The following is a 25,100-nucleotide window of genomic DNA, read 5'->3' as shown; positions in this document are numbered from 1 at the left end:
AGGGCGGATGCAATTGTGGGGCGGTGCGCTACCGTGCCGACGGCGACCCGATCGTGGTGGCGCAATGCCACTGCACCAACTGTCGCCGGCAGTCGGGCAGCGCCTTCTCGGTCAACCTGCTCTTCAAGGGTGCCGCGGTCAGCCATGAAGGCGACCTGTCGGTCTATGAGGATGAGGACACATTCTCCGGCAACGCGGTGCTGCGCAAATTCTGTGGTCGTTGCGGGTCGCCGATCTTTTCGGAGCCGACCGACGGGAAGGGGCTTTTGATCGTCAAGGCCGGGACGCTCGACGATCCGGGGGCTTTCGCTCCGACGGTCAGCGTCTGGACGTCGACCGCGCTGCCGTGGGTGGTGTTGCCCGAAGGCCAATATGCGTTCGAAAAAAACGCCTGACCTGTTCGGTCACGCGGTGTAGCCGCCATCGACGACGATCTGCGTACCCGTCACGAAGCTGCTTTCGTCGGATAGCAGGAACAGGACAGCGCCAACGCTCTCCTCGGGCTGCGCGACGCGCCCGAGCGGGGTCAGTTTCGCGCCGCGTTCGAGGGCCTGGCTGTTTGTCGTCTCGGTCAGGAGGCGCGTCGCAAAAAATCCCGGGATCAGGACGTTGACGCGAATGCCACTGGGCGCGAGTTCCTTGGCGACCGCCCGCGACATTCCGATCACCGCCGCCTTCGCGGCCGAATAGGCGACCAGATTGGCATGGGCTTTCGTGCCCGCGGGCGATGCGACATTGACGATCGAGCCCCCGCCCGATGCCAGCATCGCGCGCGCCCCCTCGCGCATCCCGAAAAAGACGCCGTTCTGGTTGACCGCGACGACGCCGGCCCACTCTTCGTCGCTGATGTCGATCAGCGGGTGCGTGGCGCCGACCCCGGCGTTGTTCACGAGACCATCGATCCGGCCGAACCGCTTCACCGCGAATTCGACTGCAGCCTTCCAATCTTCGGGTTTCGTGACGTCGAGCGGTATGAAGTACGCCTTGCTGTCGAGCGATGCCTCGATCGCCGCCCCCGCGGCCCGATCCCGGCCACCGAAAATGACCTCGGCGCCCTCGCGCACCATGCCGCGGACCTGCGCTTCGCCCATCCCTCGGGTTCCGCCCGACAGAAGAATGATTTTCCCAGACAATCGGCCTGCCATCAATCTTCTCCCACCAGGTTTGCGCCACCGAAGCGATCCTCTGGACCATCCGGGTCTAATATCTATGATATATAGATATGTTCTCCCGATTACAATGGCAGAGGCGTTGGGGAAAAGGACGGCGGGGGGCGAACTGCCCCCAAGGAGGAGGCTTGGTCGGCTGGCCGGACTAATACCCGTCCTTCAGCAATGACTTGCGCCGGCTATCCTCATCCTTTCTCGCAAGGCCGAGAAAGTCCGCGCTATGCGCCGTGGCCGAAGCGCCCGACCCATCTATCAGCCAAGGCGTTGCCACCTCATGGCACGGATGCGCCAAGCTTGGCGCGAACGGCCTTTGAAAGTTCGGCGACGTAAAAGCCGCTGCGGCAGACGAACCAGATATGGCCGGTCTCTGGCACGAAACTGTTGATCGACATGCAGCTGTCGGTCTTGCTGGCGAGGGGACCGCGAGGGGAGGGGGCATCGATGGCTCCCGGATGGTAATAGGCCACTTCGTACGGGTGCGTCGGATCGCGGAGGTCGACGATCCGGACCCCCGAGCCCATGAAGCTGAACAGGCCGAGCGCCACGCCGCCCCAAGCATCGTCGACAACGGCATTATAATGGAGGCCGTAGGAGCCGGCGGCGTTCGCCTTGGCCCATGCCGGATCATTGAGGCAGCGGTCATTCGCCTCAAGCCGGAATTCGCCGACCATGCGCAGCGACTTTTCATCGGTCATATCGAAGATGCGCGGGAAGGCGGTGCAGCGGAGCTCATTCGCAGCCACCAGATACTGGCGGCCGCGGACGCGCAGCAGCGGCGCATGATGATCGCCTTGGCCGCGGATGTCGCTGGTGCCGACGAACCTGATCTTCGGCCATTCGGGGTTCGGCTTGCCGATCTGGGTGATGTCCCAGATGCTGGGCGCGGAATCGCCCTTGCGCGCCTCGATCATCGGCACGCTTCCGGCGCAGATCAGTCGCGTCTGGCCATCGTTGATCCACATGTCGTGGCGGCGCTGTGCCTTGCCGCCGGGAAGGACTAGCGGATATTCCCCCATATAAATGGGTCTTGCCGGATCGCTGATGTCGAGGACCATCAGGCCATCGGTGCCATATTCGCGGCTCGCATAGACCCGCATGCCATCGGGCGAGATCTTGGGCACATGGATGTTTGCGGGCCAGTAAAAGGTCGTGAGCAACTTCGGCGTGGTGCAGTCGCTGATATCGTAGATGTCGAGGGGAGCGGGGCCGGGCGGTCTGAGGCCGCCGCTATAGTCGCCCGCGACGAGCAGGTGGCGGGTGCCGGTGTCGATGACGTCCATCGTCTCCGATCCCCCGATCGCGCCCGGCGTGTCGAGCAGACCCACCGCCTTGGGTGCCTTGGGGTCGCTCGCGTCGATGACGGCGATTCCTTTGCGTTCACCGCCGCCGTAAACATAGGCGCACTGGCGCGATCGTTTGAGCATCGCATTGTCGCCGCGTCCCCACGGGTCGAGCTTGCCGACGATGCGCATGCCGCAGACGTAGGGCGTGGCGATGCGCCCGGCCTCGAGGTCGGCAAGCGGCGTCTCGCCCTGCATGCCGGGCTCGGGATTGTCGCCTGGACCGCACAGCGCCGTCGCGCGGCTCGGCGTTTTCGGGCCGCCCGACGGAGGGGGGGAGGCGCTGGCCGATGGTGTGGCGGCAAGCGCTGCGCACGCGGCAGCAGCGAGCAGCCGCGCGCGGCCACGAGGCAGCGATAGCCCTTGGGATCGATGAAGGGATTGCTTCCGGGTTCGGCCAGCATCGCTTCATATTTGTCGACATTATTATGCTGCCAGGGGTGGCCGCCGAACCAGACGTCGGGCTTGAGCGACAGCAGTTGCTCCCAGCCGTCGATCTGGTCTTTGACGATCCCGGGATATTCTTCGGGCACGAGCTTGGTGATTGCCCTCCTCGTCGAACATCGCTTTCCTTCCCCTGTTCCGGCCCCGTACGGTCGCGATGCGCAGTCGCCTTTTTGGGGTTTGGGCGCTGTCGAGCAACTTTTTGGGTCGCGGCTCCCTGAGGCGGCACAGATCCTGTGCGACATCTCGATGGGCACTATCATCCGTGCGAGCTTCTAAACCTCGGTGCACCTTCCAATCCGTGTTTGAAGCATCTCGATCGATTGCACGGCAAGGTCTATACCTCCGAACGGGAGCCATCGTCTCGTCGGCCAATGCGTCAGCGAACGGGCTACGGAGGCTTGGAACAAGCGGCCGACGAGAGGCGGGACCCCGGCATGTGGGCCTGCACCGATTGGAAGCGCATCGCTCGCTCGAAGCGCAAGACATTGCTCTCGAACCGCTGGACAGGATCGGCGCCGCCGCATCGAGCATGGATGGGCGTGAGTTAGAAGACGAGCGCATCGAAAAGCATCGCAATATCGTCGCAGCCAATGCCGAGCAGATCACCGCGGAGCCGTCAATATGGGAAGGTGGCGTTCGGACGCTAAAAGCCGGAAGCCCGGACGCATGGCGGGCCATCTCCGATGCCGCTGAAATGCGGCATCAAAACAAGAACATGATCGAAAATGCGAGAATTGGCGCCAAGAAATCGCAAAAAGCTGTGCGATGCACCGTGAGGACCGAGCCTCGCTGGAACCCTATGATCCGAATTGACCCGAACGGTGTTTCCTCGGTTCCTGAAGGCAAATTGGGCCATGGGCAGCTTCGTAGCGATCAAACTCTTGTGCCGACCGAGTTCGGTATTAAAACCGCGCCATGCGCTGTCCCCGCTCCCGTCGGACGCTGCCATGAGGGGCTACTTATCCCTTGGGGCCGCAGTCGCAGTGCGATCAGCGGACGCTGCGCCACGGTCGCACCGGTGACCGGCTTCGCGCGCTTGCCGTTTGAAAGGCAGAAATTGCTGGTCACGGCGACGCTGATGCTCGCCCTTGTCGCCTTGCTGCGCCGCTTTTTTCCCTTTCGCGCCATCGCCGCGCGGACGCGGCATCCGGACGCGCCCCATGCGGCCCCGGCGCGGCAAGAGGAATTGATCGCGGCGGTCCGCTGGGCGATCTGGGCGGCGGCCCGGCGCGTTCCCTGGCGCGCGCAATGTTTCGAGCAGGGCTTCGCCGCGCAATGGTTGCTGACGCGCCGGCATGTGCCGACCACCCTCCATTATGGCGTGGCCAACCGCGCCGACGAAGGCATGGTCGCGCATGTGTGGGTGCGCGCCGGGGATGTCGACGTCGTCGGTTGCAACGGGATCGACGAATTTACCGAGCTGGCGCGTTTTCCTCTGGCATCGGCGGATCGATCCACAGCCTGACATTCGCCATGTCGTGCTGACCGAGGACGGGAATGACCTGTCCGTCCTGTGGGTCGAGCATGGTTTCGAAGGCGTGGAACACCGCCGCCCAGGCCGAGGGCGGCGCTTCGGTCGACGGCCGGTTTTCATAAGCGGTGACGCCGTCCATATCGAGCGTGATCCACTGGACCAGGCCATTGGCCGGTTGCCCTGTCGAGCGCAGCGTCGCCTGCGCGCGGTCGCCGCTCCATGGGGCGGTCGAGGTGAAATCGAATGCGAACAGGTCGACGGCATCGCTTGCCAGCGTCAGGCCGCGACGATTGGTGGGGATACGGAAATTGGGTTCGCGCAGGTCGTCGAAGGCGGACAGATCGAAGCCCGACACCGTACCGATCGTCCTGGGAAAATCGGCGAGATGCGCGAGCGCGACGCGGATCGTGCCCTGTGCCGGAATGATGATCCCGCCCGGCTTGACGAGGCGCGCGATGGCATCTTCCATCGCGGGCAGGACCCCCTCGCCGAGCATTTCATTGCTGACGATTTCGGAGACGAGGATATCGACCGGGCCGCCCAGTTCGTTGACATCGACATCCTTCGAATGTTTGTCGATCACGGTGATCCGGTCAGCAAATCCGTTGCGTGCGACGATTTCGCGCGCTGTCATCGCCACCGCCGGTTCCATTTCGCAGGTGTAGACATGCGCCGCCCCGGCGCGGGCCGCCATCATCGCGAGCAATCCGCTGCCCGTCCCGATTTCGAGCACCCGGCTGCCCGGCGTCACCGCGCGTTGCAGCGCCTGGTCATAGGCGAGGTTGCGCGCCAGATCGGCGACGATGACGAAATGCCATTGCGGCACATCGGTGGTGATCACGTGGCGTGCGATCGTTCGCGCCGCCACATCGCCGTCGGGCAAGGCCAGCACCTGCGCCGCGATTTCGCCCGCACGCGATTTCCAGCCGTCGCTGCTGAACAACAGGGAAAGGGCGGCGAGCGCGGGGGCGTTGCCGTCGGCCTGGCGGACGAGGGCTTCAAACCCGTGCAATCGATCATCTTTGTTCATCGGCGCAATATATCGGGACGCGGCATCGCCACCAGCAAAAGTTGCGGCTTTACGCCGGGACGGTTGTCGGGAAGAAGAGCCGGTCATGGTGGAACCCAGCCTGGCAGGTCCGCTTCGGATCGGAATCGCGCGAACCGAGGTCGACGAGAGCGACGCGACGATCGCCGATATGCGCGCGGCGCTGCTGCGCGATGGCGCGGTGTCGTTCCGGCCGGCGTGGGACGACGGGCTGCTCGACACGCTGCTGCAACTGTGCCGGACCGCCGACTTCCTGCCCGAAACCATAGCGCGCGTGGGGGAGCGGACGTATGAGGGGGGCGATAAGGCGGGGCGGCTGCTGCGCTTCCTGCTCGAGCGGCCAAGCTTCCTCCTTTGGGCGCAGGCGATCGCCGGCTGTGAAACGCTGCATCATGTGACCGGCCTGATCGGCGAAATAGCGCCCGGGACGCAGCAGGGGCTCGACTGGCACGACGATCTGAACGACGGCGGATTGCGCCGGCTGGCGGTGACGGTTCACCTGAGCGATGCGCCCTGTGAGGGCGGCAGTTTCGAGATTCGCGAAAAGGGTTCGGGTCGCACGCTGTTCCGGCAGGATGCCCAACCCGCCGGAACGATGACGCTGTTTCGCATCGATCCGCAACTGCACCACCGCGTCACCCCGCTGACCGGCGGCGGACCGCGCCGGGTGTTCGGGGGCTGGCTCAGCCGATGACGGGCCGCAGCGCCGGCGCCAGATAGGCCGACCCGTCGAGGGTCAGATGCCCCTGATTGCGATACAGCAGCCGCCCGTCGATGGCGGCGGGGCAGCGGTCGTGCGGACACAGGCGGTCGAGCGGCGACCAGAGGCGCACATCGGGGCGCTGGGCCGCGATTTCGTCGAGGGCGCGATCGACCGCGGCGGCACGGCGCTCGATCGCGGCGCGCGGCTCGGCGCAGCTGTCGGCGCCTCGGCGGACCGTGCAGCGCAGGACGTCGCGGCTGTGCAGGGGCACGTCGCGCGCGATGATCACGCGCAGGCCCAGGCGTCGCGCGGCGTCGACGTCGGCGGCGAGCTGCCGCTCCCATCCGGCCTGCCGGGCGTCCCAGCCGCCCGCGAACAGCAGGGTGCGCAGATTGCGATGGCTCCGAAGACCGGCCAGTTCGGCGCGGACCCGATGTTCGAACGCCGCGCACGCCATCCAGCGCGGATCGCCCCGGCGGACACCAAGGGGCGAACCGCCCGGCGCGCAGCCCCCTTCGGTCCGCGTCAGGATGTGGATGCCCGCCTGCCGGCCCGCGAGGTCGAGCGCGTGGCCGAGCTGGGCGGCATGCGAATCGCCCCATAGCAACAGCGCCGGCCCGCCCGCCGGAGCGCCCGACGCGCAGGGCGCGGGATCGTTGCAAAAGGGAAAGTCGCGCACCGCGCCGCTGCGCGCCGTCCGATATTGCGCCATCAGCGATCCCGCCGGGCTCGGCCGGGCGGCCCAGACCCACAGCGCCGCGGCGAGCGCAAGGCCCGCGACGAGCAGCGCACCGCCGCTTGCGAGCGAGCGGGTGGTGTCGCCAAACCCCGCCACGCGCCGCTCGCGGATCGGCATTTCGACCCGGTGGTACATGATGATGGCGAGCAGCAGGGCGAGCAGGACGAGGCTGGTGTCGCGAACGACATGGATGCCGCCGCCCCATTGGATGCGGACGAAGGCCAGCAGTGGCCAGTGCCACAGATACCAGCCGTAGGAGACCTTGCCGAGACCGGCGATCCAGCGCTGCGACAGCAATCGCGGCACGACCCCGCGCGGGTCAGCGGCGCCGGCGGCGATCAGCGCGACACTGCCGACGACAGGCAGGGCGGCACGGAAGGAGGGAAAGGGGGTGTGGGCGTCATAGACGAGGATGGCGAGGAGGATCGCCGTGACCCCGAGCGGGGCGAGCCAGCGCGCTCGGGCGGCGGATAGCGGCGGGGCCATGGCGAGCAGGCAACCGGCGCCGAGCTCCCAGGCGCGGGCGGGCAGCAGGAAGAAGGCCGCGCGCGAAGGACCCTGCACGATCGCGAGGGCTAGTGAGGCCGCGACGGCGGCGATGAGGACAAGGCGCAGCGCGGGAAGGACAGGTCTGTTTCGCCGCCGTGCCAGCGCCGCGGTGCCGACGAACGCCAGCGGCCAGAGCAGGTAGAATTGTTCCTCCACGCCGAGCGTCCAGAGATGCTGGAGCGGGAGCAGCGTGCTGGCGGGCTCGAAATAGCCGGTCCCGACGGTCCAGAAATGGATATTGGCGGCAAAGAGCAGCGCCATGATCGCCGATCGGGCGAGCGCGACCTCTTCGTCGGGCAGCAGCCAGAGGAAGCCGGCCACCAGCGTCGCGGCGACCACCAGCAGCAGCGGGGGCAGCAGGCGCCGGACGCGCCGCGCGTAGAAATCGGCGAGGCCGATCCGTCCGTGCGCATCATATTCGTCCGCGAGCAGCCGCGTGATCAGAAAACCCGAAATTACGAAGAAAATGTCGACGCCGACAAATCCCCCGGCGGCGAAGGGCAGGTTGATGTGGCAGGCGACCACCGCCGATATCGCGATCCCGCGCAGGCCGTCGATATCGGCACGATATTCGGTGGTCCGCGCGATAGGGTTTCGCTCCAAGAAGATGCCGGGGATCGAGCGGACAGGATTGGCGGACTTGTCGCGCACTGTTATCGTCAGGTCAATTCCGACAAGATGTCGGTCGAATGCCAGACCGGGGATGCATGACGTGGACGGAGATGAGCGGCGTTTCGCCCCGAGCAAGGCAATGGTGTGGACCGACAATGGCGGCCCGATCCTGTTGTTCGACCAGGACCGGGGCAGCTATCACTCGCTCAACAAACAGGCGTCGGAAATGTGGCGGATGATCGCGGACGGCGCGAACCGCACGCAGATCGTCGCGGCGCTGGCGTCATCCTATGAAGCGCCGGAGGGCGTCCTCGCGGCCGATGTCGCCGATTTTCTGGACAGCGCGACGGCAAGCGGCCTGATCGTCGTTCGCGCATGAGCGGTATCGCCGGGCTGGTCTTTGTCGGCGGCCGGCCGGTCACGGCGGACATGCTGGACCGCCTGGCCGCCGCCACCCCGCACCTCGGGATCGACGGCGTCGGCCGCTGGCACGACGGCCCTGCGGGTTTCGTCCGCTTTGCGCTGCACACCACCCCCGAGGCGACAACCGAAGCGCAGCCGCACGCCGATCGGGCGTCGGGCGCGGTGATCCTGTTCGACGGGCGCCTCGATAATCGCGACGCGTTGCGCGAGGCGCTGGGGCCCGCCGATCCCGGTGCGGCGGCACCCGATTGCGTCATCGTACTGGCCGCGCATGGCCGTTTCGGCGACGAACTGCCGCAACGGCTGGTCGGCGACTATGCGCTGGCGATCTGGCAACCGGGCACGCGCCGCCTGTTCGCGGCGCGTTCGCCGGTCGGGATGCGCCCCTTTTTGTGGACGCGGCAGGATGGTTTTTTCGCCTTTGCGAGCGAGCCGTCGACGCTGATCCGCGGGCTCGGCTTGCCGAAGCGCCTGAACGAAGGCGCGCTCGGCGAGCATCTGGCGGCGCGTTTCGTGACCGATACGGAGACTTTGTGGGACGGCATATACCGCCTGCCGCCGGGACATGCGCTTTGCGTCGACGACGGCAGGGTGCGGAGCTGGTGCTGGAACGCGGGGCCGTTCGCGGACCATATGGACTTGTCCGAATCGGAACATGTCGAACAGTTTCGCACGCTGTTCGACCAGGCGCTGATCGCGACGACGCGGTCGGAGCGACCGGTCGCGGCGCAATTGTCGGGCGGCCTCGATTCATCGGCGGTCGTCTGCCGCATCGACCAGCTCGTCCGCGACGGGCGTATCGGGGCGATGGTCGAGGCGGTATCGGCGCGCTACCCCGGCGAAATCTGTGACGAAGGCGAATGGATCGCCGAGGTCGAGGCGCAATGCGGGATTCGATCGACCATGGTCGAAGGGGCACCGTTCGATGCGATGAAGGCAGCGACATGGTGCGCGCAGACGCTGCACCTGCCGCTGCGCCCCAACACGGCGGGGACGGTCGAGTCGGTGTGCCGCCATCTGAACGATCGCGGTCTGCGCGTCGGCCTGACCGGCGAGGGCGGCGACGACTGGCTGGCCGGATCGCGCGCGCACTGGCCCGACCTGTTCCGGCGCGGAAGATGGGGCGGCCTGGCAAGCGAAGCCGGGGCCGCCGGCGCGGGATGGGGCCGGCCGGTGCGCGCGACGCGGGCGATATTGGCCGGTGCGGTAGGACCGTTGCTGTCGCGATCGCGGCGCGAACGGCTGTTGCGCCCGCATCTCGATTTTTCCCAAGACACGCCGCCATGGCTTTCGGCCGACTGGGCCCGCCGGATCGACCTTGCGGATCGCTGGGCCGACGCGCCGCGCCCGCCGGCGCTCGGCTCCTTCTCGCAGACCCAGCGCTATCGCGTCTATTCGCTGGCGCGGCGGCACATCAACATGGACAATGTATTCAGCTATGCCGCGAGCCGGGGCATCGAGTTTCGCCATCCCTTTCACGATCTGCGGCTGACGCGTTTCCTGATGGGCGCGGCGGGCGACATGTTGCGGCGCGGCGACAGTAAGAAATATCTGCTGCGCGAAGCGATGCGCGACGTCCTGCCCGAAAGGATCCGGCAGCGGACCGACAAGGCCAATATTTCGGCCCCGATCATCGACGCGGTGACGCAAAGACTGGAAAAGCGCCCCTTTCGCGATATGCATGGGGTCCGCAACGGATGGGTCGATGCGGCTGTTCTCGAGCAAATCCAGGCCGAACATCTCGTCTGGCGCGGGGCGGGCGGCGGCGCGCCGCCCATGTCGGCCTATGCGGCGGTCTGGAACATGGTTGCGACCGACATGTGGCTTGAATATGCGTTCGAAAATGAACGCGGCGAATGAAGGACGATCCCGATGATGACAGAAACCAGCGTGGTGGCGCGTGTCGATACGATGGTGTCGTCGGAAGTCGATGGCGAGGTCGTCATCATGAGCATCGAGAGCGGCCATTTCTTTCGGCTGAACCATAGCGCGTCGCGCATCTGGGACCTGCTCGATACACCCAAGGACCTGGCGACCCTGTGCCGCCATCTGGGCGACCGGTTCGAAATGGATGCCGCCGCCGGGCAGGCGGACGTGGTCGAATTCGTGAGCGCGATGCAGGCGAAGGGGCTGTTGACGGTCAACTGACCGGCGGCGCGTCATGCCGTCCGGGCGGCGTGGTCCTGGAGGAATTGCAGCATCAGGGCGTCGCTGGCGCCGTTCGACTGGCGCCGCATCCGCTGTGGCCGGGGCACGGGGTTCGTCGCCCCCAGATCGACCAGCAGCGCACCGATGACGCCTTCGGGATCGGCGACCATATCCTCATAGGCGATCATCCGCGGCGCGATGCCATTGGCGGCGAAGAAGCGGCGCCAATGACCATGGCTGAACGCGCCGAAGGCGAGCAGAGCCATGATGCGATCATAATCATAGGCGGCCTGCCCCGAGGCGGGCCTGCCCTGCGATCCGTCGATCACGCGCCATATCCCGGTCTGCGTGGCGACCAGCGACGACACCGCCTGACGCAGGCCGTCGCGGCGATAGAGATAGACATAGTGCGGATTGGGCAGGATGGCCGTCAGCATCGCCGCCATCGCGCGATAATCCTCCGCCGGGACCGCGTCGGCGGGGCGTTCCAGTCGCGCCGGGTCGTGATCCGGCTGCGTTTCCAGAACGAGTTCGGCGATATCCTGCCAGAACATTTTGATCGACAAGGTGCCATTGGCGTCGGTGCGGTGGCGGTGCATCGCGGCGACGTAGCGATCGAGATCGGGCGTCTGCCACCGTTCGGCGAGGGTGGGACGAAATCCGCGATGCAGATATTCGAGCGGGCATCCCAGCCCGCCGGCAAAGGCGATGGCTTCGCCGAGCAGCGTGCTGCCCGATCGCGGATGGCTGGCGATGATCAGGCTTTTGCGCGGCGCACCGGCCCATGGCGCATAGTCGGCCGCGGCCAGCGAAAGGTCATATTGGGTCACGCCGCCCACCGATCGATCAGCGGCGCGACCGTGTCGACGACGGCGGGCAGCATGGCATAGGTCCGGGGGTAGGACAGGGCAAAGACGGGCACGTCCGTCGCGACCCGATTGAAGCGGCGCATCAGGTCGGCGTTTTCGACGGGGTCGCGCGGATTGAACGGGACGATCTGCGAGCAGATCATCACCAGCACCTCGGGTCCCGCCAGCGGTTCCAGCCGGATCGCGCTGTCGTCGGTTGCCGCCGACAGAAGAATGATGGCGTTCAGCGGCAGCGGAGCCGACGGACCCGCCGCAGGACGATAGGCATATTTTCCTTCATATCCCGCCATCGGCGACAGATGCGCGGCGGAAATATCCAGCCCGTCAACCGCATCCTGCCACAGCGACACGCCGGGCACGCCGCCCAGCGCCAGCGGGCGGTCGCCATCGTCGAGGATCGACATGTCGTCGCTGAAAATCCGCCAGCCCAGATTGCGCGCGAGGGCCGCGGTCGTCGTCGACTTGCCCGAGCTGGAGGCTCCAAGCAACAGCAAGGCACCGGCGTCGTCGCCCAGGGTCGCCGCGTGAATGGGCAGGCGGCCGTGCAAATAGCAAAGTTTGGGGAGGATGCGGCGCACCAGGATTTCGGCAAGCAGCGGCAGATCCGATGGCTGCGGACAATGACAGACCAGCCGCCGCCCCGTCGCATCGACACGGACGCCGGTCGCGCGATGGCGGAAAATCCAGTCCAGCCCGAAGCAATGGAGCGCCAGACCATAGCGGCCGACCGACTGATGGATCAGGCGCCCGTCGGGCAGCTCGTCGAACGACAGTTCGATATGGATGTCGGCGACGGCGCGAGCGTTGGCGGCCGGCGGCGCTACCAGAAAAGGCAGGGGGAATGACGACGATAGGCGCAGGCCGCCGAACGCATATGAAGATGCGGTGCCGGCGGGTCGTGCCGAGTCCGCGAGCCGGCTGGGGCGGTCAAAAGACAATCCTCTGTCCAGAGTCTTGCGTGCGGCTCAGCTCAGGTTGTTGATCCCGTCGCCGATGCGGTAGCTGATCCCGCGCGCAACCGTCACCGGCTGAAAATCGACGATTTCGGGCTTGATCCACGCTTCCCGGGCGCCAGCCACGCCATCGTTCGCGTCGTGAAGAATATCTGCGATTTCCTTATCGGCCATGTCGTTTCCCCTGCTGACCTCGACGAGCATAAGCGAGCCTTGCCCCGTGCACAAGCGGTGGCCGACCGACTGATGGGCCAAGCGCCCGTCGCGCAGGTTACCGAACGACGGCTCGATATGGATATCGGTGACAGCGCGAGCATTGGTAAGCCGGCAACGCTACCAGAAAAGGCTCGCGAAATGACAACGACAAGCGCAGGCTGCCGAATTCACAAGAGCATGCGGTCGCCGGTCGATCGCAGACGGCCCGCGAGCAGGCGGGATCGGTCAAAACACAAGCCCCTGTCCAGGGCTTTGGTGCGGCTCAGCTCAGGTTGCTGATGCCGTCGCCGATGCGGTAGCTGATCCCGCGCGCAACCGTCACCGGCTGAAAATCTGCGATTTCCGGCTTGATCCACGCTTCCTTCGCACTCGCCAAGACTTCGTTCGTGTTGTGAACAATGTCTGCAGTTTTTTTGTCGGACATGCCGTTTCCCCTAGTGAACTCGCTTACCATAAGCGGGGATTGCCGGGTGCACAAGCGATTACGCCAGTTACAAACTATGACGGATCGTTGATTGTTCGGGGTTGCGGTTCGGCTGCCCCGAACCGTGATCTGTGCTTCAGAGAATTTTCTGCATCATCATCAATCGCCAGAACCTAGGCGAGTCCCAATTGGCGACTATCGAACCATGGTCTACCGTCGCATTGCCAAGAGGGTTCCGTCTCGTAGGGCCCCTCCTTAAGCTGCCACGGCGCGTGTTGGACGGAATCGTCTGACGAGCCGATCTGTGCCATTGGATGTTGGGTTTTTCAGCGGCGCCTGGTCCTCGATGGTGCGGGCGGAAACGGCAGCTATGGCCATTCACCTTCCCGAAACCTGCCAGTCCGTGAACGGCCATTAGCATCAACGCTACTTCCCTCGAACACGCGACGAGATGCTGATTGCAGATTCTGATTGCAGTAGCGAGCAAAGAAGGACCGACCTATTCTGGACTGGCCTGGCGCAACCAATTCCTTCCGCGCGTCAACCGACCGATTCCGGGATTAAAGCTGTTGGTGGGGTCGAGTTCTTGAAAATGCCTCTCAAGCGTTTCCTCGGCATGGTAGAGATGGCCGACGCCGTGCTCTGCGGGATATTTGGCACCACGAGCATTGTGAAAAGTAAGGAGCTGCTCTTCTAGGCTTTCAAGGTTGCAGCCTGCAATGGCGACATAATCCTGGTGGAAGACGTGACAGAAAAAATGTCCGTAAGAGAGGCTTTGCGCGATTTGCCTTGCCAGTTCGGGCGGCAAGGTCTCGGCCCAGTCCTGCTTATCACGGGGAAGCGCAATATCGAGCGAGACAAGTCCCGCCGAGGTTTTTGGATTGAGTGCGCGATATCGGATGGCCGCACCCGCCGCTACGAAGCGATGGAGAAAAGCGTCCTCGCCTTCGGCGGGCGAGCAGATCAGATATTCGGCGGCGAGGCCGGGGATCGTGCTACCGAGATATGTTGCCATCTCGGCGGTCGTTTCGTCCGCGGTGCGGATCAGCAGATGATGCTCATAGCGGTCGCGAAGCTGCCGAAGACGTTTCGGGAGATGGTTCGGGAGGAGGGAGGCGATCGCATGGAGCAGCCGGTCGGCGAGATTGGCCGGGATCAGGGGCAAGCTTGCCGTTGCCCGGTCGATCCACTCTTTCATTCGGTTGATGAGCGGCAGCCGGCGCGTTCCCAGCAGCCGTATAGCAAGGAACATGTCCTTGCCGTGGCTCGCGGCAAGATCGAAAGTGCCGCGGTGCATATATTCGGCCGAGATTGGAAGCGTGGCGAAGGTTGAGAGAATGTCGCGGCGGATCTTCGTCAGGTCAGCGGGATCGTTGGTGCCGATGTAGAAGACCTGCGTGCTCTCCGCCCTGGGAAAGGTGTCCGTCCGCACCGCAAACACGGCGAGATGTCCCGCGCTGCCCGATGCCTCGTGCAGAAAGGACGGGTCGGCGTTGTAGCGTGCAGGGGTCGGTTCGTCGACGCGCCGCACTCGGTCCTCATAGTCGATCGCGGCTTCGGGCGGCGGCGCAACGATCGTCCCGCGATCGAAGCGGCCGGCCTCGAGAGCGGCGAGCATGTCCTCGGGGCCGGCGGGCAATTCAATGCCGAGGTGATTGACCAGTTCGAGCGCACCCGACGCGCCGCGCCGCGCGAACAGGGCGTGCCGCGTGAAGGCGGGACCGCGCTTGATGAGCGCGCCGCCGCTATTGTTGCAGATGCCCCCGATCACCGAGGCGCCGAGGCAGGAGGAGCCGATCACCGAATGGGGCTCGCGGCCCAGCGGGGCCAGTATCCGCTCGAGCTGGTCGAGCGTTGCGCCCGGCAGGCTGATGGCCTCGCGCCCGCCATCGATGAGATGGGCAGTCCGCAGCCTTCGCGCGCTGACAAGGACCACCGGCCGGTCGTAATCGCCGAACGGCGTCGAACCCCCGGTCAGTCCGGTATTGGCCGCTTGCATGATCACGATCGCGTCGGCGTCGGTGCAGGTCCTGAGGACGCGCCAGAGTTCCACGAGCGTCCCGGGGCTCACTGCCGCCAAGGCTGTGCCTTCGCCGAAGCGATACCCCTTGGTGAAGCGCCGCATCGCCGCCGCGCGCGTGACGACATATCGTCGGCCGACGATCTCAATCAGGCGCCTTGCGAGGTCGGCGTTCGCCATCGCGTCTCAACCGGCCCGCACCATGACCCGCTTGATCGAAACCGCCTGGTTGGTGCGCAGATACTCGGGTGGCTCGACGACTTCGAGCGTGTCGAAGCGGTTGACGAAGGCCGCGATGGCGATGCGCAGCTGCAGGCGGGCCACCATATTGCCCACGCACATATGCTCGCCGTGCCCGAAAGTCAGATGCTTGCGCGCCTCGGGTCGCTCGATGTCGAACCGGTCGGGATCGGGGAAAACGCTCTCGTCACGGTTGGCGGCCGAATACCACATCACGACCTTTTCACCCTTTGCGATTTTCTGCCCCGCGATTTCGGTATCGGCTGTGGCGGTCCGCCGGAATAGCGGCACGACCGTCGTATAACGCAATATCTCTTCGATGGCATTGCCGATCAATTCGGGCTTTCCGCGCAGCCGCGTGAGCTGATCCGGATGGCGGTAGAGTTCGAGCAGTCCCGAGGTGGTCGTGTTGCGCGTCGTCCGGTGGCCCGCCACGATCATGAGCGAGAAGAGGCTTTCGACCGAATAGGGGCGCAAAGGACGGTCGGTCTTGGCGAGCGCTTCATGCGCTGCGCTGAGCAGGTCGTTGCCCGGCTCGGTCCGCTTTCGCTCGAACAGGTCCATTCCATATTTATAGACCTTGGCGTGGGTCGCCGCCACTTCATCGGCAAGTTCGGGGTCGCCGACCGCAGCGAGTTTGTCGCCCCATTCGACCACCATGTCGCGATCCTCGTCGGGCACTCCGAGAAGGTGGCACATGGTTGCCGCAGGCGTGACCGCAGAAAATTCTGAGACCAGATCGAAACTCTCGCCTGCCTGGATCGTGTCGAGCAGTCCCGATATCCGCTCGGTCACCGCTGGCTCGAGGCGCTTGCTGGCCGGGCCGGCGAGATAGGGCATGACGAGCGAGCGATAGGTGCGATGGTCGGGCGGGTCCATGTTGACCATGTTCGCACGCCGGATGGCAAGCGTCTCGGGCGTGAGGTGCTGGCGGCGGCTCTCGTCGAAGGACAGCAAGGCCCCCGCGCCGATCTCCGAAGAGAAGAGTTCGGGATTCTTGCTCACGGCCTGAACATCGGCGTGGCGCGTTAAAACCCAGAAACCCGGCTCGTTCTGCTCATCCTCGGGATGCCAGAATATGGGGGCGGCCTTGCGTAGCGCACGCACATCCTCGGCAGGCGTCCCGCCGAGATAGAGGTCGTGACGCTTGAGGTCGATCCTGAGGTCGACGTCGAACAGCGGCGCGTGAACCGGCCCCGGCGTCGTTTTTTGCCCCGCATAGGGATCGAGCAGGGCGCTCCCTTCTTGCATCAATCATCTCCCAATAATTTCATATCAGGTATCCTTGATACGGGTCTTGGTCAACATGTCTGAGATATACTGACATTAAACAGCGCATAATATGGATTACGCAATGCTTGACATGTCATCGACTCCGAGTAATCAAGGATGCTAGATTGTGCGCGTCACCCGACGTAGCATGGCGAACATGGGAGAGGGATATGCTCGAGGAGCTGATTCAAGCGCCGCGTTTGTACCAAGGTCGGGCGCGGATGCTCGCGCACTGCGCGCTCGCGGCGCTGGCGGCGGGGGCCACTGCGCCGGCGACTGTTCATGCGCAGCAAACCGGCGCCGACGCGGCCGACGCGGCATCGGAAGGTCCTGCGCTGACCGAAATCATCGTCACAGCGCAAAAGCGCGCGCAGAGCCTCCAGGACGTGCCGGTGTCGGTGCAGGCGGTGAGCGGCGAATCTCTTGTCAACCAGGGCACCACCGGGCTTGAAGCGCTTTCGACGTCGGTTCCGACACTCCACATCAGCTACGGCGGGCTCAGCGAGCAATTGTTCGTCCGCGGCGTGGGCTCGGGATCGAGCGCCGCCTTCGAACAGTCGGTCGGCCTGTTTCAGGACGGTATTTCGATGGGCGTCGCCCGCCTGTCGCGTCTCGCCTTCCTCGACACGGAGCAGGTCGAAATTCTGAAAGGGCCGCAGAGCACGCTGTTCGGCAAGAGCACGATCGGTGGCGCGATCAACATCACGTCGGGCCAGCCGCGCTTTACCCTGGAGGGGCAGGCGGTCGGCTTGGTCGATATCGACGGGGGAACGCGTCGTTCGCTCGAAGGCTATGTGACCGGGCCGTTGAGCGACCGGGTCGCTGCGCGCCTTGCGGTCAAGGCGTCGACGTCCGACGGCGCCTTCTTCAACAGCTACACCGACAAACGCGCGCCCGAGGAGAAGAGCATCTCCGGGCGCTTCAGCCTGCTTGCCAATCCGACCGACAATCTCGAACTCTTCGCATCGGTGCAGGCGAGCCGCGCGACCAGCTTCGGTCGCTCCGCACAGATTGGCTTCGTCGATACGCGTTTCGCCAATGTGAACAGCTTTGTCGCACAGGTGCGCGCACTCGACGCCGATGAAGATTTTACTGCGAGTCGATTCCGCTCGGCCGGTCGCAATCCGAACGCCTGCGACGAATGCGGAAAGGATCGCGCCGTCATCGGAACTTTCCGGGCAACGCTCGATGTCGACTTTGCCAAGATCGTCTCGCTAACCGGCTATATCGATAGCAAATGGCGCGAGCAGATCGATGCCGACGCGACGCCGCTGCCGATCGTCAACACGTTCCTCAATCAGTCGACCAAGCAGTTCAGCCAGGAATTGCGCATCGAATCCGATCCGAACCAGCGCTTCACCTATATCGGCGGTATCTACTTCCAGAACATGCAGATCGACTCGATCGATTCCTGCAGCGACTTCGACCTGGGGGTGCTGGGACGCACGACCAGGATCAGGGGCTGCACGACCACCTATCGCGACGAGTCCACGATGGGCGTGTTTGCCCAAGGCACATTCGAGTTCGCGCCCGGCTTCCGCCTCACCGCAGGCGGACGCTATCAGACCTCGGATCGCAACATCCACAACATCCGCGTCGTTCCGGCCCCGGGCACGGGGACGACGCCCAGCACCGACCCGGTCGTGCTCGCCACAGCCGCCGCGGTCCTCGGGCAGCGTCCTTTCGACGTGAAGCGTTCCTCGGGCGAAAGCAAGTTCACGCCCTCGGTCTCGATCGAGTGGGAGCCGTACAAGGGCGGTCTTCTCTACGGAAGCTACCGGACCGGCTTCAAGCAAGGCGGCTTCGATTCATCAATCGCGACCTTCTCCGACGCCACATATCAATTTCTGCCCGAGACGGCCGAATCCTTCGAGCTTGGCTATAAGACCAGCCTGTTCGGCAGGCGGGGGCGCCTCAATGTCAGCGCCTTTTCGAGCACCTTCAACGATCTTCAGCTGAGTTCCTTCAATGGCGTCGGCTTTACGGTTCGTAACGCCGCAAAGGCCCGGAGTCGCGGCGTCGAGGCCGAGGCGGAATTCGCGGTCGTCGACGGTGTCACCATCGGCGGCAACCTGGCCTATCTCGATGCCTATTATGTCTCCTACCTCAATGCGCCTTGCTATGCGAACCAGACCGCGGCGCTGGGGTGCGTGACGACGGGTGGATCGCGCGGTCAGGATCTGAGCGGACATACGCTGGCCTATTCTCCGAACTGGTCGGGATCGCTCTTCGTCAATCTGCGCCAGCCTGTGGGCGGCGGCCTGGTCGCAATAGCCGATGGCCGCGTCTCGGCGCGGACCAGCCAGGAATATGGGCCGGACGGCGATCCGAACCGTATCACGGGCGGGGTCGCCCTCTACGACCTGCGCATTGGTGTCGGAGATGCCGACGGACGCTGGGAACTGGCCTTGGTCGGCAAGAATCTCACCAACGAATATGTGCCGAGCTTCGGTTTCAACGTTCCGCTCGTCGCCGGCGCTTATACGGTTCAGGTCGACCAGCCCCGCGTCATCGCCGTGCAAGCAAAGGCCCGCTTCTGATTGCGGGGCGGCGCGGCGCGCGCCGCCCCGCGCCGCCTCTCTCCCTGTCGGACGGTCCCATGTATCTGACTCAATGCCTGCACAGAATGGTACAGCGAACGCCGGATGCCATCGCGCTTGTCGATGGCGACGAGCGGTTGAGCTGGGCGGAACTGCGTGACCGGGCGGCGCGCTTCGCCGGCGCGATACGGGCTCTGGGCGTCGAGCCGGGCGACCGGGTGGCGCTTCTGGCCCGCAACGGGAACCACTATGCCGAATATCTTCTCGGCACCTTCTGGGCGGGCGGGGTCATCAACCCGGTCAACACGCGCTGGTCGAGCGCCGAGATTGCCTTCTCGCTCGTCGATTGCGAAACATCGGTCCTCATCGTCGATCCCTTTTTCGACGCGCTGATCCCGGACATCCGCACTGCCGCTCCGCACCTGCGCTACATCGTGTCGATCGGTGCATCCACTGTCGATGGAGTCGCGGGCCGCGAAGCGTGGCTCGACGCCGCCGATGCTGTTCCCGATGCGCTTCGCCGCGGCGCGGATCTCGCCGCGATCATATATACGGGGGGGACGACGGGTAAACCCAAGGGTGTGATGCTCAGCCATTCGGGCATCGCCTTCTCGCAATTGGCGACCCTGTCTTTGCCCGGGGCGACGCCCGGCACGGTCTTTCTCCACTCTGCGCCGCTTTTCCATATTGGCGGGCTCGCCGGACTGTTTCTCGCGCTCTTCGCGGGCGCGGCCTGCGTCTTCCTGCCTGTCTTCGATCCCTTGCAGGTTCTCGACGCGATCGAGACGCACAAGGTGACCGATCTCTTCCTCGTCCCCACCATGCTCCGGATGCTGGTGGATCATCCGCGCTTTGCCGATTTCGATACCGGCAGCGTGTGTCTGATCCGATATGGAGCATCGACGATTGACCAGGCATTGCTCGCCCGGCTCGTCGCTGCATTTCCGCAGACCAGCTTTTGCCAGGCCTATGGCATGACCGAATTGTCGCCGACATGCTGCCTTCTCGCGCCTGCCGACCATGGTCCAGAGGCGTTCGCGAACGGCCGCGCCCGTTCGGCCGGCCGCGCGACGGCGATCTGCGAAGTGCGGATCGTTGCACCCGATGGCAGCGAGGCCCCCCGAGGGGTGTCGGGCGAGGTCGCCGTTCGCGGTCCCAACGTCATGCTCGGCTATTGGGGGCGACCCGAGGAAACCGCAGCGGTGCTGCGCGACGGCTGGATGCACACCGGCGATGTCGGGCGGATGGATGCGGACGGATATGTCACGATCGTCGACCGGCTGAAGGACATGATCGTGACGGGCGGCGAGAATGTCTATTCGGCGGAGGTCGAGACGGTGCTTTCCACCCATCCGGGAATAGCTGCGCTCGCGATCATCGGCTTGCCCGACGCGAATTGGGGCGAGCGCGTTCATGCGGTCGTCGTACCGAAGCCCCATGCCGAACTCGATCTGGCCGGGATCCAGGATCATTGCCGGGCATCGCTCGCGGGTTACAAGCTGCCGCGATCGCTTTCGCTTGTCGACGAACTGCCATTGTCGGGTGTCGGCAAGATTCTCAAGACCGAATTGCGCGATCGTTTTCGCGCCGCCTGAACAGGAGATTTTATGACACAGGGGTTGTTCGATTTGACCGGCAAGGTCGCGCTGGTGACCGGGGGCAACGGCGGTATCGGTCTCGGCATGGCGAAGGGGTTGGCCATGCACGGCGCGACCGTTGTCATCTGGGGCAACAAGCCCGAAAAGAACGAGCGGGCGGTGCAAGAGCTTCGCGGTTTCGGCGGCGAAGTGCGCTGTGCATCGGTCGATGTCGCCGACGAGGCGGCGGTCGCGGCCGGGATCGCGGCGATCATGGATGAATTCGGCCGGATCGATCAGGCGATCGCCAACGCCGGACTCAGCATCGCCCGAAAGGACATGTTCGACATTTCGCTCGAGGATTTTCGCCGTATCCAGGACGTCAACGTTCACGGCGTCTTTTTCACGCTTCGCGAGGCGGCCCGGCATATGATCGCGCGCGGCGAGACGGGCGCGCGCGGGGGATCGCTGGTTTCGATCGCATCGACCGCGTCGATGCATGGCGCGGCACGCAACGAACATTATGGCGCGACGAAAGGCGCGGTCGTCTCGCTCACCCGCGCGATGGCGGTCGAGCTCGGTCCCCTGGGGATCCGGGCGAACAGCATCCTGCCCGGCTGGACCCGATCGGACATGACCGAGAGGCTGCAGGGTTGGGACAAATTCAACAATAATGTCGTGGCGCGTGCGCCGGTCGGGCGATGGGGGGATGGCGACGATTTCTCGGCGATCGCGGTCTACCTCGCGAGCGATGCCTCGAGTTTTCACACCGGGGATTCGATCGTCGTGGACGGCGGCTACACCGTTTTTTGACGCCCTGGAAGCAGCGGGAGAAGATCATCTTGGATCGGCCGAACTCAAGCGAATTGCCCACCGCCATGACGGGCGTGCCGCGGCCCTGGACGACACTCCTTCTGCTGACGGCGGTTTTTGTGCTCGCGAACATCGACCGGAATATCCTCGCCATCCTGTTGCCCTCGATCCAGGGCGAATTTGCGCTGGCGGATTGGCAGCTCGGGTTGCTCGGGGGCTTTGCCTTCTCGCTGATGTACGGCATCGGCGGGATTTTCGTGTCCTTTGCGGCCGATCGCAGCAACCGGTCCCGGATCATCGCCATCTCGCTCGCGGTCTGGAGCATGATGACGATGCTGTGCGGCGCGGCGACGTCCTTCGTACAGTTGCTGCTCGTGCGCGCGGGCGTGGGGCTCGGGGAAGCGGGATGCAGTCCGCCGGCGCACAGCCTGATCGCCGATCTTTTTCCCGACGATCGCCGAGCGCTGGCGCTTGGGGTCTATGCCGCCGGCGCTTCGGCTGGCCTGACGCTCTCCTATCTGCTGGGTGCATGGCTTGTACAGGAATATGGCTGGCGCCTCGCTTTTGTTGCGGTGGGCTTGCCGGGCGTTCTCCTGGCGCCGCTCGTTGCCATGGCGGCAAAGGACGTCTTTCGGGCGCGTACAAGGGTTGCGGTATTTTCCTCGGCGCTGCGTGGGGCGTTCACGCGCAACGTCGCGCTGATCTGGAAGGACCGCGTGCTGCGCCATGTCTTCATCGGTGCTTCGCTGGCAGCGGGCGTTTCTGCCTCGACCATTTTGTTCGTGCCGACCTATCTGATGCGGACGCACCAGATGTCGGCGCTGGATGTCGGGCTGGCACTCGGCCTGCTCAGCGGCATCATCGGGTCGAGCGGCATGATCATCGGCGGCTGGGTCGCCGATCGGCTCGGCCGAACCGATCCCGCGCGCCGGCTCTGGGTCGCCGCCGCCGCGAAGGTCATCGCGCTTCCGGCTCTGTTCTTGTTCCTGACCGTCGACGATACGACCACAGCGCTATGGCTTTACGCTTTCCCCGCTCTGGTGGGCGGGATCTGGCTCGGACCAACGTATGCCGCCGTGCAGTCGCAATCACCGCCGGACTCGCGGGCTATGGGCGCCGCCCTCCTTTTGCTCACCTATAATATCATCGGTTTTGGCTGCATGCCGCTGCTGATCGGGGCTGCGAGCGATATCGTTCAACGGGCGAGCGGGCAGGACGGATTGTCTTCGGCCATGCTTCTGCTCGTCCCCTTCTCCCTGTGGTCTGCGCTGCATTTTCTGCTCGGATCGCGCCACATGCGCCGGAACGCGATACCGCTCTGAGCGCTGCGGCCTTTCCATATGCCGCCGGACTGACTAGCTAGGCGAGATTGGCGGCGGAGACGAATGCAAGGCATGGCAGGGGAGCGAGCGAAGGACAAACGGGGGGATGCGCGCCCGCGCGGTGGTACGGCGTTGCACCTGGCGCGTGATATAGCCCAGGAAATCTACGATAGCGGCATGAAGCCCGGAGACCGCTACCGGTCCGAGGCCGAGGCGCTGGCCCTCCACGGTGTATCGCGCGGGGCGTTGCGCGAGGCGCTGCGTTTCCTCCAGATCCAAGGCGTAATCAAGATAAAGTCCGGGCCAGGGGGCGGAACCTATGTCGGCAAGCCGAACTGGGAGGAGCTTGCTTCGACTCTGGCGCTTGTTCTCCAGTTTTCGGGCGCCACGGTCGACTCGCTCATGATTGCGCGCGCGGCGATGGAGCCGGGGATGATCGCGCTTGCGGCGCGCAACGCCACGGCCGACGACTGCGATCGGATGGCGCAGGCGATCACCGACATGGACGCAGCGGTCGGTGATTATCCGACTTATTATCGTGCCTATTCGCGCTTCTGGAACGCCGTCGCCGATGCGACGCGTAATCCGCTGATCGAGATGCTGGCGCCAGCCCTGCGACGTTTGACCCGGTCGGGCGGAATGGTCCCTGCCGAGCCCTTTCGGGTTCTCGCCCTCCAGCGCGCGCGCAAGGTCTTCGATGCGGTTCGCGCGCGCGATGCCGAAGAGGCGCGCCGGGCGATGAGTGGCCTTGTCGACGGCTATCTGGCGGACATGCGCCAGCTGTTTCCGAGCGAAGTCGCGCGGACCGTTTCCTTCGCCGATTTCGATCCTGATCTCGACCCGCTCTAGGACGGCGCTCAGGTCAGGAAGTCGGTCATGCGCGGCGAAGAGAGGATTTCGATCCAATAGCCATCGGGATCGGAAACGAAGGCGATCCCCTTCATTTTGCCGTCATCCGGGCGCTTCACGAAGGTTGCACCCAGCCGTTCGAAGCGCTGGCATGCTTCATAGACGTCGGGCACGCTGATTCCGATATGGCCGAACCCCCGCGGTTCGCTGTTGCCATTATGGTAGGGCGTAGCGATTTCCTTCTCGCTTCCCCAGTTATGCGTCAGCTCGAGCGTCGTTTCGCGATCGAATATGAAGCGCGCCCGCGCGGCTGGATCCGATGGAATGATCTCGCCTTCACCGAGATAGGCAAGGAAGTAGAGCGAGAATTGCATGTCCTCGAAATCGAGCCGCTGGAGGAGCGTCATGCCCAGTATGTCGCGATAGAAACGCAGGGAATCTTCGGGATCTCGCACACGAAGCATCGTCTGGTTCAGCGCATATCCGGCTGTTTCGGATGAGGTGGTCATGCAAGAAAATCCTTGTCGGAGGGGAAGGGGAGGCGTGAGGCAGGTGATTAGGCGTCGGCCGTGCCGGCGACCAGCACTTCATATTCGCCCGCCGTGTCGGGCTCGAGCGCGAGCTTTATCGCCGCGTCCGCTACCTCGGTTGCGGTGAGGATCGAACGGTCACGGAGGCGCTCGGCAAGCCAGTCTGCCGTCTGGCCACCAGACCCCGTCTTCCGGAGGAAAGGCGTGTCGACAATGCCCGGACAAAGCGCGTTGACCCGGACGCCATGGGTGACCGCAAGCTCGGCGCAGCAGCGGGTAAACATGATCACGCCGGCCTTGCTCGCGGCATAGACGGCGCCGGTCGCATAGGGATTGAGGCCGCTGACCGACGCGATGTTGACGATCGAGCCGCCGGGTGAGCGCATCAACGGCAGCGCCGCCTGGACGCTGAGAATCGTGCCTGCGAGGTTGAGATCGATGATGGTGTGGATTCGCGCTGCAGGCGTGTCGGGCCAAGCCGGCGTGCCGGCGGGTATGCCGGCACAATTGAACAGGAGATCGATGATAATCTGGCCGTCGGCGAGCGAGGCAAAGGCCGAGGCGATGGCGTCGGCGCATGTAAGATCCGCCGTGATCAGCATAGTTTCCGCACCTGAGGCAAGGCTCGCTGTCTCTTTCATGCCATCGACATCGACGTCGATCAGGACCAGCCTTTCAGCTTCTCGCAAAGCCAGTGCGATGGCGATGTGCCGGCCGATACCCGATGCGGCGCCGGTAATCACGGCAGTCTTCATCCTCTTGCCCTCCATCCGATCTTCTTATATCTATGATACTAGATAAGAGGATGAAAGAGGAAAGTCCA

At 64.6% G+C, this 25,100-nt stretch carries 23 protein-coding genes; 11 read left to right on the top strand and 12 right to left on the bottom strand.

The features are described 5' to 3' along the window. Positions 1-23 precede the first annotated feature (23 nt). Positions 24-395: a GFA family protein gene (locus tag EEB18_RS05290; RefSeq protein WP_262408135.1), complete on the top strand. Its 372-nt coding sequence runs from the start codon at positions 24-26 to the stop codon at positions 393-395. Positions 396-404: 9 nt separating this feature from the next. Here the strand turns inward: EEB18_RS05290 and EEB18_RS05285 are convergent, their stop codons facing one another. Together EEB18_RS05285 and EEB18_RS05280 are read right to left on the bottom strand one after the other, a co-directional pair. Continuing rightward, complete coding sequence (locus EEB18_RS05285; RefSeq protein WP_262408134.1) at positions 405-1,145, bottom strand: SDR family NAD(P)-dependent oxidoreductase; 741 nt, start codon at positions 1,143-1,145, stop codon at positions 405-407. A 296-nt stretch (positions 1,146-1,441) separates the two neighbouring features. Then, a complete protein-coding gene (locus EEB18_RS05280; RefSeq protein WP_187141351.1) occupies positions 1,442-2,707 on the bottom strand; it encodes an LVIVD repeat-containing protein in 1,266 nt (421 codons plus the stop codon). A gap of 685 nt (positions 2,708-3,392) precedes the next feature. On the opposite strand from EEB18_RS05280, the gene EEB18_RS05275 reads away from it, so the two are divergent. Beyond that, positions 3,393-4,421, top strand: a complete 1,029-nt coding sequence (locus EEB18_RS05275) for a lasso peptide biosynthesis B2 protein (RefSeq protein WP_187141352.1) — start codon at positions 3,393-3,395, stop codon at positions 4,419-4,421. Here EEB18_RS05275 and EEB18_RS05270 read toward each other — a convergent pair. Then, complete coding sequence (locus tag EEB18_RS05270; protein ID WP_187669080.1) at positions 4,369-5,460, bottom strand: 50S ribosomal protein L11 methyltransferase; 1,092 nt, start codon at positions 5,458-5,460, stop codon at positions 4,369-4,371. The genes EEB18_RS05275 and EEB18_RS05270 overlap by 53 nt on opposite strands. Positions 5,461-5,545: 85 nt before the next feature. Here EEB18_RS05270 and EEB18_RS05265 point away from each other — a divergent pair, with 85 nt between their 5' ends. Further along, positions 5,546-6,172: a 2OG-Fe(II) oxygenase gene (locus tag EEB18_RS05265; protein ID WP_187141354.1), complete on the top strand. Its 627-nt coding sequence runs from the start codon at positions 5,546-5,548 to the stop codon at positions 6,170-6,172. Here EEB18_RS05265 and EEB18_RS05260 read toward each other — a convergent pair. Continuing rightward, positions 6,162-8,120 (bottom strand): acyltransferase family protein, encoded by a 1,959-nt coding sequence (locus EEB18_RS05260; protein ID WP_187669079.1) that lies wholly within the window; start codon positions 8,118-8,120, stop codon positions 6,162-6,164. The two genes, EEB18_RS05265 and EEB18_RS05260, sit on opposite strands and share 11 nt — an antisense overlap. A gap of 61 nt (positions 8,121-8,181) precedes the next feature. On the opposite strand from EEB18_RS05260, the gene EEB18_RS05255 reads away from it, so the two are divergent. From EEB18_RS05255 to EEB18_RS05245, 3 genes are read left to right on the top strand one after another with little or no spacing between them, the layout of a single operon-like run. Then, positions 8,182-8,460: a PqqD family protein gene (locus tag EEB18_RS05255; RefSeq protein WP_162248562.1), complete on the top strand. Its 279-nt coding sequence runs from the start codon at positions 8,182-8,184 to the stop codon at positions 8,458-8,460. Next, a complete protein-coding gene (locus EEB18_RS05250) occupies positions 8,457-10,364 on the top strand; it encodes an asparagine synthetase B family protein (RefSeq protein ID WP_187141356.1) in 1,908 nt (635 codons plus the stop codon). Before EEB18_RS05255 ends, EEB18_RS05250 begins: the two co-directional genes overlap by 4 nt. A gap of 12 nt (positions 10,365-10,376) precedes the next feature. After that, positions 10,377-10,652 (top strand): PqqD family protein, encoded by a 276-nt coding sequence (locus tag EEB18_RS05245; RefSeq protein WP_187141357.1) that lies wholly within the window; start codon positions 10,377-10,379, stop codon positions 10,650-10,652. Positions 10,653-10,663: 11 nt separating this feature from the next. Here the strand turns inward: EEB18_RS05245 and EEB18_RS05240 are convergent, their stop codons facing one another. The 6 genes from EEB18_RS05240 to EEB18_RS05215 all read right to left on the bottom strand — a co-directional run bounded on the left by EEB18_RS05240 (position 10,664) and on the right by EEB18_RS05215 (position 16,625). Next, complete coding sequence (locus tag EEB18_RS05240) at positions 10,664-11,482, bottom strand: Stf0 family sulfotransferase (RefSeq protein WP_187141358.1); 819 nt, start codon at positions 11,480-11,482, stop codon at positions 10,664-10,666. After that, the gene (locus EEB18_RS05235) at positions 11,479-12,459 is read right to left on the bottom strand and encodes a hypothetical protein (protein WP_187141359.1); all 981 of its coding nucleotides are present in this window, start codon (positions 12,457-12,459) and stop codon (positions 11,479-11,481) included. The genes EEB18_RS05240 and EEB18_RS05235 overlap by 4 nt, the downstream gene beginning before the upstream one ends. A gap of 27 nt (positions 12,460-12,486) precedes the next feature. Continuing rightward, a complete protein-coding gene (locus EEB18_RS05230) occupies positions 12,487-12,678 on the bottom strand; it encodes a hypothetical protein (RefSeq protein WP_187141360.1) in 192 nt (63 codons plus the stop codon). Between the two features lie 274 nt (positions 12,679-12,952). Then, positions 12,953-13,114: a hypothetical protein gene (locus EEB18_RS05225; protein WP_187141361.1), complete on the bottom strand. Its 162-nt coding sequence runs from the start codon at positions 13,112-13,114 to the stop codon at positions 12,953-12,955. A 499-nt stretch (positions 13,115-13,613) separates the two neighbouring features. Further along, positions 13,614-15,314 (bottom strand): D-lactate dehydrogenase, encoded by a 1,701-nt coding sequence (gene dld / locus EEB18_RS05220; RefSeq protein WP_187141362.1) that lies wholly within the window; start codon positions 15,312-15,314, stop codon positions 13,614-13,616. A gap of 6 nt (positions 15,315-15,320) precedes the next feature. Next, positions 15,321-16,625, bottom strand: a complete 1,305-nt coding sequence (locus EEB18_RS05215) for a cytochrome P450 (RefSeq protein WP_187141363.1) — start codon at positions 16,623-16,625, stop codon at positions 15,321-15,323. A 191-nt stretch (positions 16,626-16,816) separates the two neighbouring features. Between EEB18_RS05215 and EEB18_RS05210 the strand changes: the two genes are divergently transcribed. The 5 genes from EEB18_RS05210 to EEB18_RS05190 all read left to right on the top strand — a co-directional run bounded on the left by EEB18_RS05210 (position 16,817) and on the right by EEB18_RS05190 (position 23,747). Then, positions 16,817-19,186: a TonB-dependent receptor gene (locus tag EEB18_RS05210; RefSeq protein ID WP_187669078.1), complete on the top strand. Its 2,370-nt coding sequence runs from the start codon at positions 16,817-16,819 to the stop codon at positions 19,184-19,186. Positions 19,187-19,245: 59 nt separating this feature from the next. Beyond that, positions 19,246-20,781: a class I adenylate-forming enzyme family protein gene (locus EEB18_RS05205; RefSeq protein ID WP_187141365.1), complete on the top strand. Its 1,536-nt coding sequence runs from the start codon at positions 19,246-19,248 to the stop codon at positions 20,779-20,781. 12 nt (positions 20,782-20,793) lie between these two features. Further along, positions 20,794-21,576: an SDR family NAD(P)-dependent oxidoreductase gene (locus tag EEB18_RS05200; protein WP_187141366.1), complete on the top strand. Its 783-nt coding sequence runs from the start codon at positions 20,794-20,796 to the stop codon at positions 21,574-21,576. Next, the gene (locus EEB18_RS05195) at positions 21,573-22,898 is read left to right on the top strand and encodes a spinster family MFS transporter (RefSeq protein ID WP_187141367.1); all 1,326 of its coding nucleotides are present in this window, start codon (positions 21,573-21,575) and stop codon (positions 22,896-22,898) included. Before EEB18_RS05200 ends, EEB18_RS05195 begins: the two co-directional genes overlap by 4 nt. Positions 22,899-22,961: 63 nt before the next feature. After that, positions 22,962-23,747, top strand: coding sequence for a FadR/GntR family transcriptional regulator (locus EEB18_RS05190; RefSeq protein WP_082545088.1), 786 nt, complete (start codon positions 22,962-22,964; stop codon positions 23,745-23,747). Between the two features lie 8 nt (positions 23,748-23,755). Here EEB18_RS05190 and gloA read toward each other — a convergent pair whose 3' ends face one another. Continuing rightward, positions 23,756-24,256, bottom strand: coding sequence for a lactoylglutathione lyase (gene gloA / locus EEB18_RS05185; RefSeq protein ID WP_187141368.1), 501 nt, complete (start codon positions 24,254-24,256; stop codon positions 23,756-23,758). Positions 24,257-24,303: 47 nt separating this feature from the next. Next, positions 24,304-25,032, bottom strand: a complete 729-nt coding sequence (locus tag EEB18_RS05180) for an SDR family NAD(P)-dependent oxidoreductase (RefSeq protein ID WP_187669077.1) — start codon at positions 25,030-25,032, stop codon at positions 24,304-24,306. Between the last annotated feature and the right edge of the window lie 68 nt (positions 25,033-25,100).

The organism is Sphingopyxis sp. OPL5, assembly GCF_003797775.2.
Classification (GTDB): Bacteria; Pseudomonadota; Alphaproteobacteria; order Sphingomonadales; family Sphingomonadaceae; genus Sphingopyxis.
This window is presented reverse-complemented; position numbering and strand designations above follow the sequence as displayed.